The sequence below is a fragment of the Myxosarcina sp. GI1 genome (genome assembly GCF_000756305.1).
Classification (GTDB): Bacteria; Cyanobacteriota; Cyanobacteriia; order Cyanobacteriales; family Xenococcaceae; genus Myxosarcina.
The window spans coordinates 1-16,865 of record NZ_JRFE01000013.1 but is presented as its reverse complement, the minus strand read 5'-3'; the positions used below and the strand labels follow the sequence as shown (position 1 = coordinate 16,865).

Here is a 16,865-nt window from a genome sequence, read left to right as displayed (position 1 = left end):
AAGAATAGAGCGATCGCCAACTGCTCTTGCTATGACGATGGTAATGATGATTATCTCCACAACAATAAATTTTGCTAACGGCAAACAATTATCAATCTTTACCAGCGAAAATAAGCGATAATAATTTTAACTACAGTCACGCTACCTGGTATGTAGCTTTTGCCATGAATACTCAAGCTATACCTGCGGTTACTGCCACAAAAGAAACACCCGCTGAAAATTTTGATGCTGGCGATCCCGCGATTTACGTTCATCCCGATAACCCTGAAGAAAGTTTGGTTATAACTACTTTTGAAAACGGTGGTTTGCGAGTTTATGACTTAGAAGGAAAAGAATTACAAAGCATTACACCTAAAAATGTTCGCTATGAGAATGTAGATATTGCCTATGGAGTTGAATATAAAACTCAGTTTGTTGGAGAAACCGCCACTTTAGATTTAGCAATCGTCAGCGATCGCGCTAATGATACCCTGGCTTTCTTTTCTATAGAACCAGAAACCAAAAAACTATATAAATGGGATGAAGGTTTTGAATTTCCCGAATCGATTTTTGGTGTAGATGATGGAGAAGCAACCGCTTATGGTTTGGCTACCTACAAAAGCACTGTTGATGATAAAACTTATGTCTTTGTTTCTCAGGCAGAAAGCAATAAAATAGCTCAATTAGAAATAACTCCGACATTTGGTCTGGCTGATGAACCAGTAGTCAATGCCAAGATAGTTCGTACTTTTGAAGTTCCCGTACCCGAAGGGCTAGAACTAGAAGATGCTCAGGTAGAAGGTATGGTAGTCGATCGCGAAACGGGCGTTCTTTATGTCGCACAGGAAGAATACGGAATTTGGAAATATTCTGCCGAACCTGACGGAAGTAATGAGGGAACAATTGTCGATACGGTAGACGGTATTTGGGGAAATTCTCCTCTGACAGCAGATATAGAAGGATTGACGATTTATTATGGCGAAGACGGCAACGGTTACTTATTAGCTTCAAGTCAGGGAGACAGCACCTTTGCAATTTACGACCGCGCTGATAGCAATTCATACCTTGGCAGTTTTGCTATTGAAGACGGTAAGCAGATCGACGGTGTAGAAGAAGCCGATGGCATAGATGTTACTAATGTCCCTTTAGGCGATGACTATCCTGTTGGACTTTTAGTAGTGCAGGATAGTTTTAACGAACCTGCAACAGTTTCTGAAGATGGCGAAATTGAAAATAATACTAACTTCAAATATATTAATCTAGCCGATTTTGCCGAGATTTTTCCTAATTTACCTACTTACGACACTAACAGCTTCGATCCTCGCCAACCTCAAACTAGAACTACAAGCGATAGGGTAGACGGTGACGATACTACTTCAGATAAAAATTTATCGTGGAATTGTAGTAATGAATCGGGTAAGGTAACTTTTAAATATGCTACCGATGCTGACTTTAACAATGTTGCTGGTATGGTTGAAGCTAAAGTAACCGATGCTTTACTTGCAGTTAAAGACAAAATCAAAGATTCACAACTAGACTTAGATAATTACGATCGCCAAATTAATACCTTGGCAAATAGCTGGACAGAATTTGATATTAGAGAGGAAATTCAACAGTTAACAGCTTGTGGCATAAATGACTATTTTGAGGAGCAAATACCGAGCGATCTAAATACAATAGACAATTTCATTGCTACGGTAGTTGACGACTCTGGTTATTTGGCTTGACGCGATGCCACGATCGCAATTTAATCTAATGAAAACTCATCAAACTTAACTACTGGCGATTCTGGCTGGCTGGTATTGTAACGGTAGCTGCTAATAGTTCCTGTAGCAGTGTCAAAAATGCTAAAAACGGTAATTTCATTACTAGCTATATAAGGCAGAGGAACTCCCGACTCGTCGATTAGCGGTGCGATACTAGGAACGATCGCTTCTAAACCATTGGGATCTCCGACGGTAGCGTAGTTAATTTCTGGATCGTCTTCGGGTACGGAACGTTTGTTGTCACCCAAATGCGCCCCATAAGTGTTACCAACGTTAGAAGATTCTAAAAAGTGCATACCAGAGGGCCTGATAAAACGATTCCAAAGATGGGAGTGTCCGTAGTAAACTAACTGTACTCCTGCCGATTCTAACAGGGGAATCAAATCTTGAATGATATAGTCTTTAGCAATGGGATATTGATAGCGAACTGAGGTAATTTTATTGTCTTCATATTCAACTTGCGGTTGAGGATCGGTGTATGCGGGAACGATATTACCTCCTAGAGTATGGGGAGGATGGTGAAACATGACCATTTTGTATTTTGCCTGTCGAAAGGCTTCGCTGTTTAGTTCTGTTTCTAACCACTGATACTGAGAACTACCTTTGGCTATTGGTTCAAAAATATGCTGTCCGTATCCCCACTCCCAAGGATTGTCTAAATCTGCTTGGCGTTCTTGATATCTACCTTTTACATCGGGTTCGAGATCGGGACTGCGCCAGGTATTAGTTACATACAAAACTACCAGACGAATATCGCCAAAGGTAACTGCATAATAGCGATCGCTTTGAGGTAGACTAAAAATTTCTTCGTAGGTGTTGGTATTAAAAGAATTGTCTACCAGCCAGCTATGAGGAATTGGGCGATCGCCATTAGGATTAGTCTGTCGGTAATAATCGGCGGCAACCGAACGGGGAACGCCATCATTAAACTGTTCCTTCAGAAGTTTTTCAGTAGAAAATCTCCCCATTACTTCATGATTGCCAATAGCAGTAAACAAAGGTGCGTGTTGAATTATTTCTCCCCCTTGATATGTGGTTTTAACACCATTAGTTTCTAGTTCGTAGCTAGCGCGTCCCTGTAAGCCAGGAAAAAAAGCACCGCCTCGATTGTCATCAAACCATTCTGAAGCGCGATCGGGAACGTTAACTAAATCTCCCGCCATAAAAACCGCATCTATGTTATCAATAGTTTCTGTTACTTTTTGCAGATTGGCAGTTGTCATCGGCATTAACTGATGATCGGAAGTGAGCAGTATTCTTAAAGGCGTTCCTGGGGCGGGTAAACTAGATAAGGTAAAAGTAGAGCTATTGATAATTGCGCCACCAAGTTCACTACTGACTTGATAGGGAATTACTTGACCTGAAGATAGTCCTTTAACTACCGCTTCATGTCGCCAAATATTTCTAAGCTTGGGTTTAGTACTATTGTTATCAAACTCCGAATCTTTGTCTTCTCTAACTCGACTGAGTTTGGTAGTAGTAGCAACAGCCTTATTTTCTAACTTTTGTCCGTATGTTACCCAGTGGCGATCGCCAGAAAATTCGGTAAACCACACCACATTAACTGAAGTTGGAGTAGGTAGCTGTAGAAAAGGATCGCTAAGTAAAGATTTAATTGCTAGAGACTGTCGGTCGTCTCTGATAGAAGTTATCGTTGACCAGGCAATAATTAGCAAAATAATTATTAAGAACCACCAGGTAAAATTATTAAGCTTCATTTCAATTAGCATTTGCTCTTGCCAGTTTTTTTACAATTAGATAATTTTTAGAGTTTTTATCTATTTAACCAATTATTTAAAGCTTTGATAAAGCATGGCAAATTAACTAGATGATTTTACCGATTCAAGTTTATAATGAGGTTAATAAATAACAGAGCTAATAACTAAATAAGTAAAATTATTTATCTAGCAGACTATTTAGTAAAGTTTGTATTAAATTGCCTCAAAAAAGCTCGAAGTTATTTGATGTTTGTGTTTAGTGGTATCCTTTTTTATCTCACCCTTAATAACGAGCGGTGGGATTTTTTATAGATATTTACCAGTAAATACTTCAATTGCAGGACCAGTCATGTAAACTCGTCCATCAGATTCAGACCACTCAATTTGCAAGCATCCCCCTGGAAGTTCTACTTTACAGGCGCGATCGCACTTATTATTGAGTACCCCTGCAACTACCGAAGCACAAGCACCAGTACCACAAGCCAAAGTGATTCCCGCCCCTCGTTCCCAGACGCGCATTTTTATATAGTCCGAGTTGACAACTTCAATAAACTCCGTATTTGTACGTTGGGGAAAAACCTGATGATGCTCGAATAGCGGTCCAATAGTTTCTAAAGCGATCGCCTGGCTATCTTCAACAAAAGTAATACAGTGGGGATTGCCCATACTGACACAGGTAACAGACCAGGTGCGACCGCCGACAGCGATAGAAAGATCGATAACTTTTTCATCTTCAGCAACCAAAGTAGTAGGAATTTTGGCTGCTGTTAGCTGTGGCATACCCATATCTACTGTAACTTCACCGTTGCCAGTTAGTTTTGGCGTAATTATGCCAGCGAGGGTATAAATTTTGTAAGCTTTGTTATCGTTGGTTTCGCCTGTCAATTTAGCAATAAATTTAGCCAGACAGCGAATACCATTGCCGCACATTTCTGGTTCCGAACCGTCAGAATTATAAATACGCATGGTGTAATCAGCATCTTCTCGCCCTGGCAGCGCGAAAATAACACCGTCGGCACCAATACCAAAATGGCGATCGCACATTTTTACGGCTTGTTCTGGAGTTATTATGGGTTCGACAGAGTGCAAATTATCGACCAAAATAAAATCATTACCCAATCCTTGATATTTGCTAAACTCAATTGTCATTTGCGAATTTTCCTAATAATAACGATTTAAAATGAGTGAATTTGATACTGGTCTACCAAGCGTCAGAAAAGTCCAAGACTATATTAAAGACAAACAAGAAGTAGAACTAAAGCTAGTTACTGACGATTTGCTGTTCGGCAAAATTATCTGGCAAGACGATGATTGCTTTTGCTTGGTAGATCATTACGACCAGCAGACAATGATTTGGCGGCAAGCTTTAGTTTATCTTAAGCCTAAAGCTTAAATTCAAGTGACTGGAAGTTGTAACCCAAAATTTAAGCCAGCTTGTTCTTAACTAAAGCCTGTATTTTTTTACCGTCAGCTTTGCCTTTAAGCTGTTTCATCGCAGGTCCCATTACTTTACCCAGATCTTTTGGCGACGAGGCACCCACTGAGGCAATAATTTGGTCAACGATCGCTTCTAACTCGTCATCGCTGACCTGTTTGGGTAAATAGGTTTCAATAATTGCTAGTTCCTGGCTTTCTTTTTCTGCCAGGTCTTCTCGTCCTGCTTGTTGGAATTGGGCGATCGAGTCGCGTCGCTGTTTTGCCTGTTGCGCTAATAGTTCGATTTCTTGTTCTGGAGTTAAGCTGTCTTGTCCTTGAGGACGCAGAGAGACTTCTTTTTCTAAAATGGCTTTTTTAATGCCTCTAACTGTTTCTAAGCGCAGTTTGTCTTTGGCTTTCATTGCCGATTTAATATCTTCACCAATTTGTTCTTTAAGACCCATTGCAATCTGAACCCCTCCTAAAAAGACCTATTATATCGTTTTACCTTATAGGCAAGCTAAAGGGAGAGTCTATGCAGTTTAGTACTCAAATTACAGATTTGAGACCTTAGAGGAGAGTAGTTTGGTAATAGAGAATAGGAGTTTGCGTTGAACGAGGAAAAATTTAAAGGTAAATATCGTATTGCTTCGGCTCGTTTACAGTCTTGGGATTATGGTTCAAATGGTATGTATTTTATTACCATTTGCACGGGCGATCGCCGTCATTTTTTCGGAGAGGTGGTACGGGGCAAAATGATATTATCCCATGTGGGAATTATTGCGGATGTGCTGTGGTACGAAATCAAAAATCATGCCAAAAATATTGAACGGGCGTAGTTCCGAGGTCTCCTCGGAACGTTGACCGCCCGATGATTTCATTTGGGGGAATTTGTGGTAATGCCCAACCATATTCACGGAATTTTAATTTTGGATAATTCTAGTAACAACAACGCAATTGATGGACGTAGAGACAAGGCATGCCTTGTCTCTACCGTAAACCATAAAACCAGGGAAATTGGTCGCAATCGGTTTCAAAACCAGGGCAAAAATACCATTTCATCAATTGTTGGGGGATATAAATCAGCGATAACAAAACACTCACGGCGATTGGGATTTGATTTTTGTTGGCAATCTCGATTTCACGACCATATTATTCGAGACGAACAATCCTATTTACGAATTGCAGAATACATAATCGAAAATCCTCGTAATTGGCGTGAAGATTGTTTTTATTAATGGATATATAGAAATGATTATTGCGATTGCCAATATGTCAAAAACTAACAATTAAATGTCTTAAGTTCTTACCGAAACATGTACAATCTTCCTAAAGGTACGCGATCGACAGGTTGACACATTGCTAACTCGCCATCGACTTTTACTTGAAAAGTATCGGGATCGACTTCAATATCGGGACAAATATTATTGTACGTTAGATCGATTTTAGATAGAGTACGAGTACCACTTACGGGTAATGCTGGTTTGCGTAAGCCCAATTTATCGGGTAAACCTTTATCTATTGCCGCCTGAGTCATAAAACAACAGGAAGTAGCTTGAGGAGCAATACCAAAACTACTCCACTGCGGACGATAAATAATTGGTTCGCAGGTCATCAAAGAAGCATTAGACTCTCCCATAGGCGACCAAGCAATAAAACCGCCTTTAATAATCAATTCTGGCTTAATGCCAAAGTATCCAGGTTGCCACAGGACGATATCGGCTATTTTTCCTGATTCGAGAGAACCGACATATTTATCGATACCGTAGGTGCGAGCGGGATTAATTGTGTATTTGGCTAAATAACGTAAGGCTCGTTGGTTGTCGTTCCTATCGCTGTCTTCTGGTAATGCGCCTCGTTGGTCTTTCATTTTAGAAGCTAGTTGCCAGGTGCGGCAAATAGTTTCAGCAATGCGTCCCATCCCCTGACTGTCCGAACCCATCATCGAAATTGCACCCATGTCGTGAAGAATGTCTTCGGCAGCAATAGTTTCAGCCCGAATCCGAGATTCGGCAAAGGCAATATCTTCGGGAACTCTAGGGTTTAAATGATGGCAGACCATCACCATATCTAGATGTTCGTCAAAAGTATTAACTGTATAGGGATTGGTAGGATTGGTAGAAGAAGGCAGACAGTGAGGATATGCCGCAACTTTAATAATGTCTGGTGCGTGACCGCCGCCCGCTCCTTCGGTATGATACATGTGAATAGTTCTACCTGCGATCGCTGCCAGGGTATCTTCTACATAACCAGATTCGTTGAGAGTATCGGTATGTAGCTGTACCTGAAAATCGTATTCATCCGCTACCCTCAGACAGGTATCGATCGCTGGAGGCATTGCTCCCCAATCTTCGTGAATCTTTAAGCCGATCGCGCCGCCTTCTATTTGTTCGTTTAAACTCGCGGGTAGACTAGAGCTTCCTTTGCCTAAAAAGCCAAAATTAATCGGAAAGCTTTCTGTAGCTTGCAGCATGATTCCTAAATTTCTCGCGCCACCGGAACAAATTCCTACGGTCACGGGTCCCAAACCGCCACCAATCATGGTAGTAATACCGCTAGAGAGAGCTTCGGCACACAATCCTGCACTATCGAAGTGAACGTGACCGTCGATACCGCCAGCAGTCGCAATTAAGCCTTCAGCCGAGCGCACGTCTGTATTAGCACTGACAATCAAATTGGGTGTTACTCCGTCCATAATATCGGGATTGCCAGCTTTACCAATGCCGACAATTTTGCCGTCTTTAATGCCCAAATCGGTTTTGATAATTCCCAAAACCGCATCCATGATAATGACGTTAGTGAGGACTAAATCCAAAGCTCCTTCAGCAGCCGTAACCCCTGGTGCCAAACCCAAACCATCCCGCAGCGTTTTACCACCACCAAAGACGCATTCATCGCCATAAACCCCCGTATCGGCTTCTATTTCAATAATTATCGAAGTATCTCCCAAACGTAGGCGATCGCCTGTCGTCGGACCGAATAGTTCTCCGTAACGCTCGCGGTTGATTCTCATGTTTTAGTTACTCGTCTCGTTATGATATATAACCCAATTCTTCAGCTTTGGCGATCGCAGCATCTTTATGTTGAGAATTATCTAATGTGGCGTTAGTTAAGTTATTAAGTCCTCTAACTTTTCTGTTACCTCCAATTGCCACTAAGCTAACCTCTTTGGTATCTCCAGGCTCAAAGCGCACCGACGTACCAGAAGGAATATCTAAACGAAAACCAAAAGCAGTAGCGCGATCGAATTGAAGAGCGCGATTGACTTCAAAAAAATGAAAATGAGAGCCTACCTGAATCGGACGATCGCCTGTATTAGCTACTGCTATAGTTTTTTTGTCTCTACCTGCGTTAATCTCAATTTCATTATCGGCAAAAAATATCTGTCCTGGAATCATGATGGAGTCAAAAGTTAAAAATCAAAAGTCAAAAGGTAGTTTTCTATTGAATGAACTAAGCTCAACTTTAGTTATAAGCTTTAAATGCCTAAATTATCTATTATGGAGATCTGATGGGATTATGAATGCTAATTAATTTTGTGCCATCGAGAAAATGAGCCTCTACTTGAATTAAAGGAATTAGTTCGGCTACTCCTGGCAAAACATCATCGGTTGTTAATAAATTTGCTCCTTCACTCATTAACTGAGCTACTGTCTTATCTTCTCTCGCTCCTTCTACTACCGTATCGGTGATGTAAGCGATCGCTTCTGGAACGTTCAATTTAATCCCTTTTGCTTTACGACGACGCGCAATTTCAGCAGCAGTAAAGATTGTCAGGCGTTCCATTTCTTTTGGTGTCAGATACACAAATACACCTCTTAATTGTTATTGACGCAATAAATATTTATAGTAATTTTTGAGAGAGTGAAATTCATATTTACAAAAATAAATACCAAACATCAAGCAGGATTAAAGAATTAAATTTAAATATTCTTGATTTTTGCTCTATTTGCACTCCCTAATAGGCAATAATCGCCAAATATATCCAATCGCTCAGTTTTGCTTTACTTATTAATTGCCCAATGTATTAGAACAAAAAGTATAAAATGTAACTAAAAAACGCTGTATATTGAATTAATAAAATTATTTATACCTTTGGCGATCGCAAAGCGGATGACGGGCGGCATAAACTGGCGACGAAACATCGCCAGACGCGCCCTTCCCTTCGGGCTTATCTCGCTTTGCGCGCTGGCTTTGCCAATCGCCCGTAGGTAAGAATCAATTTAAACCAGAGCGATCGCTCTAAAAATTTGTAGGTATTGTGTTGGAGAAGATTTTGTCTTATGTTCCAAACTATTTTATTTGCCATTGATATTACTAGAGAAGCCAGAAGTGCTGCTGAAGTTGTCGCAGATTTGGTTAAAATCCACAACAGTAAATTGGTCATACTATCGGTAGTGGAAACCTCTGCCGAAGGTGTCATGAGTTCCACCGAACAAGTTGCTAAATTACTTACTTCTGCTAAGAGTTTTTTGAGCGATCGCGGAATTAACGCCGAAACTATCGAAAAAGAAGGTATGCCACCATTTGTTATTTGTGATGTGGCTGATGAAATTAATGCCGATTTAATTGTAATGGGTTGTCGGGGTTTGGGGTTAGTAGAAGATTCTGCCTCAGACAGTGTGACTATTCGGGTAATTAATCTCGCACCATGTCCTGTTTTAGTTGTTCCTTAAAACAAGCCAAACCAAAAGTAGAGTAAGAAATAGAAAGATTAATTCATCAGGCGTAGACAGGACTAAATCTAGTGCGATCGCAGTGGGACGATAATTTAAAGCGAGACAGGCAAAAAGGTTTGCTAGATACGCATCAGATAAAAGCAACCTTGAAAACATCCCTGGCGCGATCGCAATAATATTAACGCTTGCCGTTATTAGCGCAGGACGTTAATATTTGAATTATGATTTCTTCGTTTAGGTGTAAAGAAACCGAAAAAATTTTTAACGGTCGATTCAGTCGCAAGTTACCCCAGGATATTCAAAGAATAGCTGCTCGTAAGCTAGAACAAATAAGTGCAGCAAGTGTTCTTGATACTTTGCGTATACCACCTGGTAATAGGCTTGAGGCATTGAGTGGCGATCGCCAAGGACAGCATAGTATTCGGATTAACAATCAATGGCGAATATGTTTTGTTTGGCGTGATGGTAATGCCTTTGACGTTGAAATAGTTGACTATCATTAAAGGAGAAGAAATTTATGACTCAACGTGATTTTCCGCCGATACATCCTGGTGAAATCTTATTAGAAGATTTTTTGAAGCCGATGAATATTAGTCAGTATTATGTTGCCCAATCTATTAAAGTGCCCCCACGCCGAATTAATGAGATTGTTCATGGCAAAAGAAGTATTACAGCAGATACCGCTTTGCGACTAGGACACTTTTTTGGCATGGAAGCAGAATTTTGGATGAATCTACAAACAAGATACGATCTAGAAGTAGCGCGAGAACAACTATCTGAGCGATTGTACCAAGAAGTAAAAGTGCATTCAGCTTAGAATTATTAGATCTATTTTGATGTCGAATGGTAAGTGCGATCGCTAACAAATAACGACTAGATTGAAATATTAATAACGTCTATCTCTTTCTAGATCTCTAATTACTTTTTCCTGATACCAAACATAACTTTTGCCAGAATTATTCTGGCGAATATTTCTTAATAGCCTCAAAGCAGCTTTTTCATCGCCGTTTAACATAGTCAAAAGTTTTTTATTTAAGCCTGTATCTAGTTTTAATTTTCTTTTAGCTCTTTTTTGTTTATTAATTTCTTGATAAAGGATGTAAACAAGAAAAAACAAAGAAGCAAATAAAGCGAGGATAATAAAAGATTCCATATTTTGTTAGCTTTTACAAGCTTTAATACTATCAGTTTTATTATTCCCATTTAGATTGGTAGAAGTTAAAGCTTAAAAGAAAGAAGCGTGATTGAAAACCCAGCAATAGACAGCCTCCCCTTTTTCCTGAAGACAACCATATAATAAGACTTATGTAATTTTATTCTGTTGACCCGCAGTCGCGACCAATGAACAGTCTCTTTCTCAATCGTCTTAAAAGTCCCCAATGTCCCGTACTCGTCTTAGATGGCGCGATGGGAACCAACTTACAGGTACAAAACCTTACCGCAACCGATTTTGGTGGTGCGGAATACGAAGGATGTAATGAATATTTAGTGCATACCAAACCAGAGGCGGTGGAGAAGGTACACCGAGGTTTTTTAGAAGCTGGTGCGGATGTAATTGAAACCGATACTTTTGGCGGGACATCGATAGTTTTAGCCGAGTACGATTTAGCAGACAAGGCTTACTATCTTAATAAAACCGCTGCGGAAATAGCCAAAAAAGTTGCTAAAAAATACTCTACACCCGATAAGCCGCGCTTTGTGGCTGGTTCGATGGGACCTGGTACTAAATTACCCACTTTGGGACATATAGACTTCGATACGTTACGCAATGCTTATGTCGAACAAGCAGAAGGTTTATATGACGGCGGTGTAGATTTGCTGCTGGTAGAAACCTGTCAGGATGTGTTACAGATTAAGGCAGCATTAAATGCCATAGAAGAGGTATTTGAGAAAAAAGGTAGCAGACTTCCCTTAATGGTTTCGGTGACGATGGAACAGATGGGGACAATGCTAGTCGGTACGGAAATGGACGCGGCATTGGCAATATTAGAACGCTATCCTATCGATATTTTGGGTCTAAACTGCGCTACGGGACCCGATTTAATGAAAGATCATATTAAGTATTTGTCGGAACATTCGCCGTTTATTGTTTCTTGCGTACCCAATGCAGGTTTGCCCGAAAATGTCGGCGGACAGGCACACTATAAGCTTACACCGTTGGAACTACGCATGGCGTTAATGCACTTCGTCGAAGATTTGGGAGTGCAGATAGTAGGCGGCTGCTGTGGTACTCGCTTCGATCACATTCAAGCTTTGGCGGAGATGACTAACGATTTAAAACCCAAAGAACGTCATCCCTATTACGAACCTTCTGCTGCATCTATCTACAGTACGCAACCATATATCCAAGACAATTCTTTCCTAATCGTCGGCGAAAGATTAAACGCCAGTGGTTCTAAAAAATGTCGAGAATTACTTAATGAAGAAGATTGGGATAGCTTGGTTTCTCTAGCCAAATCTCAGGTAAAAGAAGGCGCACACGTCCTCGATGTCAACGTAGACTATGTAGGCAGAGATGGCGAACGGGATATGCACGAACTGGTATCCCGTCTGGTGAATAACGTCACTCTTCCCCTCATGCTTGACTCTACCGAATGGACAAAGATGGAGGCTGGGTTAAAGGTTGCGGGTGGTAAGTGTATCCTCAACTCCACTAACTATGAAGATGGCGAAGAAAGATTCCGTCAGGTTTTGGACTTAGCTAAAAAATACGGCGCGGGAGTAGTTGTCGGTACTATTGATGAAGATGGTATGGGACGGACTGCGGACAAAAAATTTGAGATTGCCAAACGCGCTTACAATGCCGCAACAGCCTATGGTATTCCTTCTCATGAAATCTTTTTCGATCCTTTGGCTTTACCCGTTTCTACTGGGATCGAAGAAGATAGAGAAAACGGTAAGGCAACCGTAGAAGCAATTCAAAGCATTAGGGAAGAACTACCAGGGTGTCATATTTTACTTGGTGTTTCTAACGTTTCCTTTGGTTTAAATCCTGCTGCTAGACAGGTATTAAACTCCGTCTTTTTACATGAATGTATGCAGGTAGGTTTAGATGCGGCTATTGTCAGCGCGAGTAAAATTTTACCTCTGGCTAAAATCGATGAAGGGCACAAAAAGATTTGTTTGGATTTAATTTACGATAGACGGCAATTTGACGGCGAGGCTTGCACTTACGATCCTTTAGGGGAACTGACAACTTTATTTGCAGGTAAGAAAACTAAAAAAGCCGAAGCCGTAAATAAAAACCTACCTATTGAAGAACGCCTTAAACAACACATTATCGACGGCGAACGCATTGGTTTGGATGAAGCCTTAGACGAGGCGATGCAAAAATATCCACCATTGGATATTGTCAATACTTTCTTGTTAGACGGCATGAAAGTAGTGGGCGAACTCTTTGGTTCGGGACAGATGCAGCTTCCCTTTGTGCTTCAGTCAGCACAGACAATGAAGGCGGCGGTAGCGCATTTAGAACCATACATGGATAAAGAAGAATCCGACAGTAGCGGTAAGGGTAAATTTGTCATCGCTACGGTTAAAGGAGACGTTCACGACATTGGTAAAAACTTAGTCGATATTATCCTGTCTAATAACGGCTACAAGGTAATCAATCTCGGCATCAAACAACCAGTAGAAAATATTATTCAAGCTTACGAAGAACATCAGCCAGACTGCATTGCTATGAGTGGTTTGTTGGTAAAATCTACCGCTTTTATGAAAGATAATCTGGAAACTTTTAATGAAAAAGGTATTACCATTCCCGTTATCTTAGGTGGTGCGGCATTAACACCTAAGTTTGTCCATCAGGATTGTCAAAACGTCTATAAAGGTAAAGTAGTTTACGGTAAAGATGCTTTTGCAGATTTGCATTTTATGGATAAATTAATGCCTGCCAAAGCCGATAGTAATTGGGACGATATTAAAGGGTTTTTAGACGAAACTGATTCAGGTAACGGCAATTCTCCAATCGCATCCACAGAAGAACAACCTTTTGCTGGAGAAAATAAAGATAAAATTTTCGTTGACGAAGCAAGTAAAAAGGAAGAACCAAAAGTTATCGACACCAAACGTTCGGAAGCAATAGCTTTAGATATAGAACGTCCCACCCCTCCTTTCTGGGGTACGAAAATATTAAACCCAGAAGATATACCCTTTGAAGAAGTTTTTCCCTATCTGGATTTGCAGGCTTTATTTGTCGGACAGTGGCAATTCCGCAAGAAAAAAGAACAGTCTAGGGAAGAATACGATAAGTTTTTAGCTGATACCGTTCATCCAATTTTAGAAGAATGGAAACAAAAGGTTGTCAAAGAAAATTTATTACAGCTAACGGTAATATATGGTTACTTTCCCTGTAACGCCGAAGGTAACACCCTGCACATTTACGAACCAACCGATAAAGGATTTGTCAAACCAGTAACCTCGTTTGAATTTCCCCGTCAGTCTTCTGGTAAACGCCTCTGTATTGCCGATTTCTTTGCTACTAAAAATTCCGAACATATCGATGTCTTCCCCATGCAGGCGGTAACGGTAGGAGAAATCGCCACCGAATACGCCCAAAAGCTATTTAAAGACGACAAATACACTGAATACCTCTACTATCACGGCATGGCAGTACAAATGGCAGAAGCTTTGGCTGAATGGACACACGCCAGAATTCGTAAAGAGTTGGGCTTTGCAGCAGAAGAATCGGATAATATCCGCGATATCTTACAGCAACGCTATCGTGGTTCGCGCTACAGCTTTGGCTATCCCGCCTGTCCCAACATTCAGGATCAGTACAAGCAACTAGATTTACTCGATACCAAACGAATTGGTATGTATATGGACGAAAGCGAACAACTCTATCCCGAACAGTCTACCACTGCGATCGTGGCTTATCATCCTGTGGCTAGGTATTTTAGTGCTTAGGTAATCTTGTTTGGGTGGGCAGTATATAGATTCATTTTTAAGCCTTAAAGCTTAGAGTTTGTTGTCCATTCTAATACTTTTTTAGATTTACATATATTTCTAAAAAACTAAAATCTATTCTAATAACTTCACAAAAAATTTCTTATGAAGAAGAAAGCATGGAAAGCATGGAACAAAACTAAGTACGGGACAAAAAATCGAACAAAAGCTTGCAAAAGAATACAGGAAAAGGGTTTGATTGAAAGTAACTACACTCAAACCGAACCCTATGAATCAGATTATCTTACTTCGGCAAACCTTGAAACCACTTTTGGGGTGGCACGGCGCAAGACTAAATTTCCTCGCTTTGTTTCTCATTGCACTACTAAGGGTAAAGACAATTAACTTAGTAGAGTTGGCAACTGGCTTTAGAAGTAAGGCAAAAACAGAATCTAATGCAGCGCGTACGCGCAGATCGTCGTCTTACGACGACTAGAACGCATTCGCGTTCGCAAAGGCTACAACGCTTCTTTCGTAGTTTCGATTTAGATTATGTTGTCATTGCTAAAGCAATTGTGACTTTGATGCAAATACCTCAACCTTGGGTGCTAAGCACTGATAGAACCGAGTGGTCTTTTGGCGCGAAACGGTTTAACATTCTTCTGTTAGGAGTAATACACAATGGCGTTGCATACCCTCTAGTTTGGGAAATGCTGGAGAAAAAAGGAAATTCCAATAGCGATGAAAGAATGGACTTACTCGAGCGTTTTTATTCTATATTCCCTGATGCGAAGGTAGCTTATCTTACTGGCGACCGCGAATTTATTGGTAAGTTTTGGCTCTCGTATCTTTTGATTGAACCAACAATTCGATTTAGATTAAGAATTAGAGCAAGCGATCGCATTAACGATGGACGAAAAGAACTTAGAGCATCAATTATCTTTGCTCACCTGCAACCTGGACAGACTCAAGTTTTATCGGGCAAAAAACTTGTTTGGGGACGTTTAGTTTATGTTTCTGCTTTACGTCTGGATAATGGTGAGTTACTAATTGTGATTACTCCCGACTCTTGTGACACAGCTATTTCTGACTATGGACAGCGATGGGGTATTGAGACCTTATTTGGCATGTTTAAGACTAGGGGGTTTTGCTTAGAATCGACTCACTTTAATCGCTCTGAGCGATTGAGTAAGTTAATAGCTTTAATGACATTAGCTTTGTGTTGGTCTGTCAAGACAGGAGAGTGGTTACATCAACATGAACCTATCCAAATAAAAAAGCACGGAAGACTTGCTAAAAGTATTTTCCGTTATGGTCTCGATCATTTGCGTTCCATCGTCACTGATTTAGACCTCAAAAAAGATGAATTTCTTTTCTCCCTACAATTTTTGTCCTGTACTTAGCGAAATAACATAATATTTGCTGTTCTTTTTTTAAAGTTTGAGGGCGGAATGCCAGCTATTGATAAATTAAAACCTGTTTCTTGGTGCGGGTCAAAGCGGTATACAAGAGCTTTTGGCGATCGCTACTACTACGCAGATCTCGAACATCCAAGAACACATAATTAATGGTGCTGCCTTGAGCTTTGTGAATAGTTAAAGCATAGGCATAGGCAACATCATCAAACATTCTCGATAAATCGAAGTAGTAAGACCATTGCTTTTTACTGGCAAGATATTTAATCTGTTCTGCATAAGAATGAAGACAACTCTCATGCAGAATATTTAGGGTTTGAGATTTACTAGCTTCAGGCTGAACTCTAACTTGCCAATATTGATAAGTCTGCTTCCGAAATACTAACTCTGTTAGCTGAGCAGGTTCTATAACTTGAGCTTCCTCAGAATTATTAATTAAAATACGCCATTTGTTTTTCCCTTTTCCCCCTGGTCTGGGTCTAAACAAAGGTTTTTTGGCGATTAAACGATCGCCTGGTACAAATGGTGGTGCATCTTCACCCCATAATTTACTACGGACGAATTTATTCAACGAGTCTACYGTGCGATTTCTCCARGCTAGAAACCTTACATAGTCGGGATTGAGCTTGTATTCTTCAGTCTTAAATAACGCCAACGCTCTTTCTCTCCATTCAACWTGCCGAAGACAAAGAATGCTTTGGTCGCCCGTAGTAGTCAAAGGATAAATAACCCGACTATATTCAGGATTGCTTCTAATGGCTTCAGCTACACAGGCAAGCTCCCCATCATAGCGAACTACTTTAATTAAAGTAGCACTTTGATTAATTACCTTGGAAGTGGCTACAATTGGCTCTTTTTCTTTGACTGGTGGCAGTTGTGCCTCATCTCCAACAAACACTACTTTAGTCAAAATCGAGCTACGAGCCGCCGTCACTATTTCTTGGAAGTTGTCTCGATTCACCATTGAAAATTCGTCAATGATGGCAATGTTATAGTCAGATAAAT

17 protein-coding genes and 1 pseudogene are annotated in these 16,865 nt (G+C 40.5%); 10 read left to right on the top strand and 8 right to left on the bottom strand.

Annotation, left to right across the window (positions count from 1 at the left end; translation table 11 throughout):
- The first annotated feature begins 71 nt into the window (after positions 1-71).
- The gene (locus KV40_RS06595; RefSeq protein WP_052055427.1) at positions 72-1,706 is read left to right on the top strand and encodes a phytase; all 1,635 of its coding nucleotides are present in this window, start codon (positions 72-74) and stop codon (positions 1,704-1,706) included.
- 20 nt (positions 1,707-1,726) lie between these two features.
- Here KV40_RS06595 and KV40_RS06590 read toward each other — a convergent pair whose 3' ends face one another.
- The gene (locus KV40_RS06590) at positions 1,727-3,463 is read right to left on the bottom strand and encodes a metallophosphoesterase (RefSeq protein ID WP_081942794.1); all 1,737 of its coding nucleotides are present in this window, start codon (positions 3,461-3,463) and stop codon (positions 1,727-1,729) included.
- A 306-nt stretch (positions 3,464-3,769) separates the two neighbouring features.
- Positions 3,770-4,612, bottom strand: a complete 843-nt coding sequence (gene dapF, locus KV40_RS06585; RefSeq protein ID WP_036479179.1) for a diaminopimelate epimerase — start codon at positions 4,610-4,612, stop codon at positions 3,770-3,772.
- Positions 4,613-4,643: 31 nt separating this feature from the next.
- Between dapF and KV40_RS06580 the strand changes: the two genes are divergently transcribed.
- A complete protein-coding gene (locus KV40_RS06580) occupies positions 4,644-4,856 on the top strand; it encodes a hypothetical protein (protein WP_036479178.1) in 213 nt (70 codons plus the stop codon).
- 31 nt (positions 4,857-4,887) lie between these two features.
- Here KV40_RS06580 and KV40_RS06575 read toward each other — a convergent pair whose 3' ends face one another.
- Complete coding sequence (locus tag KV40_RS06575) at positions 4,888-5,343, bottom strand: GatB/YqeY domain-containing protein (RefSeq protein ID WP_036479177.1); 456 nt, start codon at positions 5,341-5,343, stop codon at positions 4,888-4,890.
- Between the two features lie 147 nt (positions 5,344-5,490).
- Between KV40_RS06575 and KV40_RS36095 the strand changes: the two genes are divergently transcribed.
- Positions 5,491-5,718 carry a hypothetical protein gene (locus tag KV40_RS36095; RefSeq protein ID WP_216595552.1) on the top strand — a complete coding sequence of 76 codons (228 nt, stop codon included), beginning with the start codon at positions 5,491-5,493 and terminating at the stop codon, positions 5,716-5,718.
- Between the two features lie 60 nt (positions 5,719-5,778).
- Entirely contained in the window at positions 5,779-6,117 is a 339-nt protein-coding gene (locus KV40_RS36090; protein ID WP_216595551.1) for a transposase, read from the top strand.
- A 68-nt stretch (positions 6,118-6,185) separates the two neighbouring features.
- Here KV40_RS36090 and ureC read toward each other — a convergent pair whose 3' ends face one another.
- The 3 genes from ureC to KV40_RS06555 form a co-directional block, all read right to left on the bottom strand.
- A complete protein-coding gene (gene ureC / locus KV40_RS06565) occupies positions 6,186-7,892 on the bottom strand; it encodes an urease subunit alpha (protein ID WP_036479176.1) in 1,707 nt (568 codons plus the stop codon).
- Positions 7,893-7,911: 19 nt separating this feature from the next.
- Positions 7,912-8,277 (bottom strand): urease subunit beta, encoded by a 366-nt coding sequence (ureB, locus tag KV40_RS06560; RefSeq protein WP_036479175.1) that lies wholly within the window; start codon positions 8,275-8,277, stop codon positions 7,912-7,914.
- 100 nt (positions 8,278-8,377) lie between these two features.
- Positions 8,378-8,686, bottom strand: coding sequence for an urease subunit gamma (locus KV40_RS06555; protein WP_036479173.1), 309 nt, complete (start codon positions 8,684-8,686; stop codon positions 8,378-8,380).
- Positions 8,687-9,162: 476 nt separating this feature from the next.
- On the opposite strand from KV40_RS06555, the gene KV40_RS06550 reads away from it, so the two are divergent.
- From KV40_RS06550 to KV40_RS06540, 3 genes are all read left to right on the top strand, one after another.
- The gene (locus tag KV40_RS06550) at positions 9,163-9,555 is read left to right on the top strand and encodes a universal stress protein (protein WP_036479171.1); all 393 of its coding nucleotides are present in this window, start codon (positions 9,163-9,165) and stop codon (positions 9,553-9,555) included.
- A gap of 224 nt (positions 9,556-9,779) precedes the next feature.
- Entirely contained in the window at positions 9,780-10,061 is a 282-nt protein-coding gene (locus tag KV40_RS06545) for a type II toxin-antitoxin system RelE/ParE family toxin (RefSeq protein ID WP_036479168.1), read from the top strand.
- A 14-nt stretch (positions 10,062-10,075) separates the two neighbouring features.
- A complete protein-coding gene (locus KV40_RS06540) occupies positions 10,076-10,375 on the top strand; it encodes a HigA family addiction module antitoxin (protein WP_036479167.1) in 300 nt (99 codons plus the stop codon).
- 69 nt (positions 10,376-10,444) lie between these two features.
- On the opposite strand, the gene KV40_RS06535 is transcribed toward KV40_RS06540, so the two are convergent.
- The gene (locus KV40_RS06535) at positions 10,445-10,711 is read right to left on the bottom strand and encodes a hypothetical protein (protein WP_036479165.1); all 267 of its coding nucleotides are present in this window, start codon (positions 10,709-10,711) and stop codon (positions 10,445-10,447) included.
- Between the two features lie 188 nt (positions 10,712-10,899).
- Here KV40_RS06535 and metH point away from each other — a divergent pair, with 188 nt between their 5' ends.
- The 3 genes and pseudogenes from metH to KV40_RS06525 all read left to right on the top strand — a co-directional run bounded on the left by metH (position 10,900) and on the right by KV40_RS06525 (position 15,848).
- On the top strand, positions 10,900-14,466 hold the full coding sequence (gene metH / locus KV40_RS06530; protein ID WP_036479163.1) for a methionine synthase: 3,567 nt from the start codon (positions 10,900-10,902) through the stop codon (positions 14,464-14,466).
- Between the two features lie 144 nt (positions 14,467-14,610).
- Positions 14,611-14,850: a hypothetical protein gene (locus tag KV40_RS35650; RefSeq protein ID WP_172657245.1), complete on the top strand. Its 240-nt coding sequence runs from the start codon at positions 14,611-14,613 to the stop codon at positions 14,848-14,850.
- Positions 14,735-15,848: pseudogene (locus tag KV40_RS06525) on the top strand (IS4 family transposase). Before KV40_RS35650 ends, KV40_RS06525 begins: the two are co-directional and overlap by 116 nt.
- A 55-nt stretch (positions 15,849-15,903) precedes the next feature.
- Here KV40_RS06525 and KV40_RS06520 read toward each other — a convergent pair.
- The coding region (locus tag KV40_RS06520; RefSeq protein WP_036479161.1) for an ATP-binding domain-containing protein at positions 15,904-16,865 on the bottom strand (962 nt) is incomplete at its 5' end.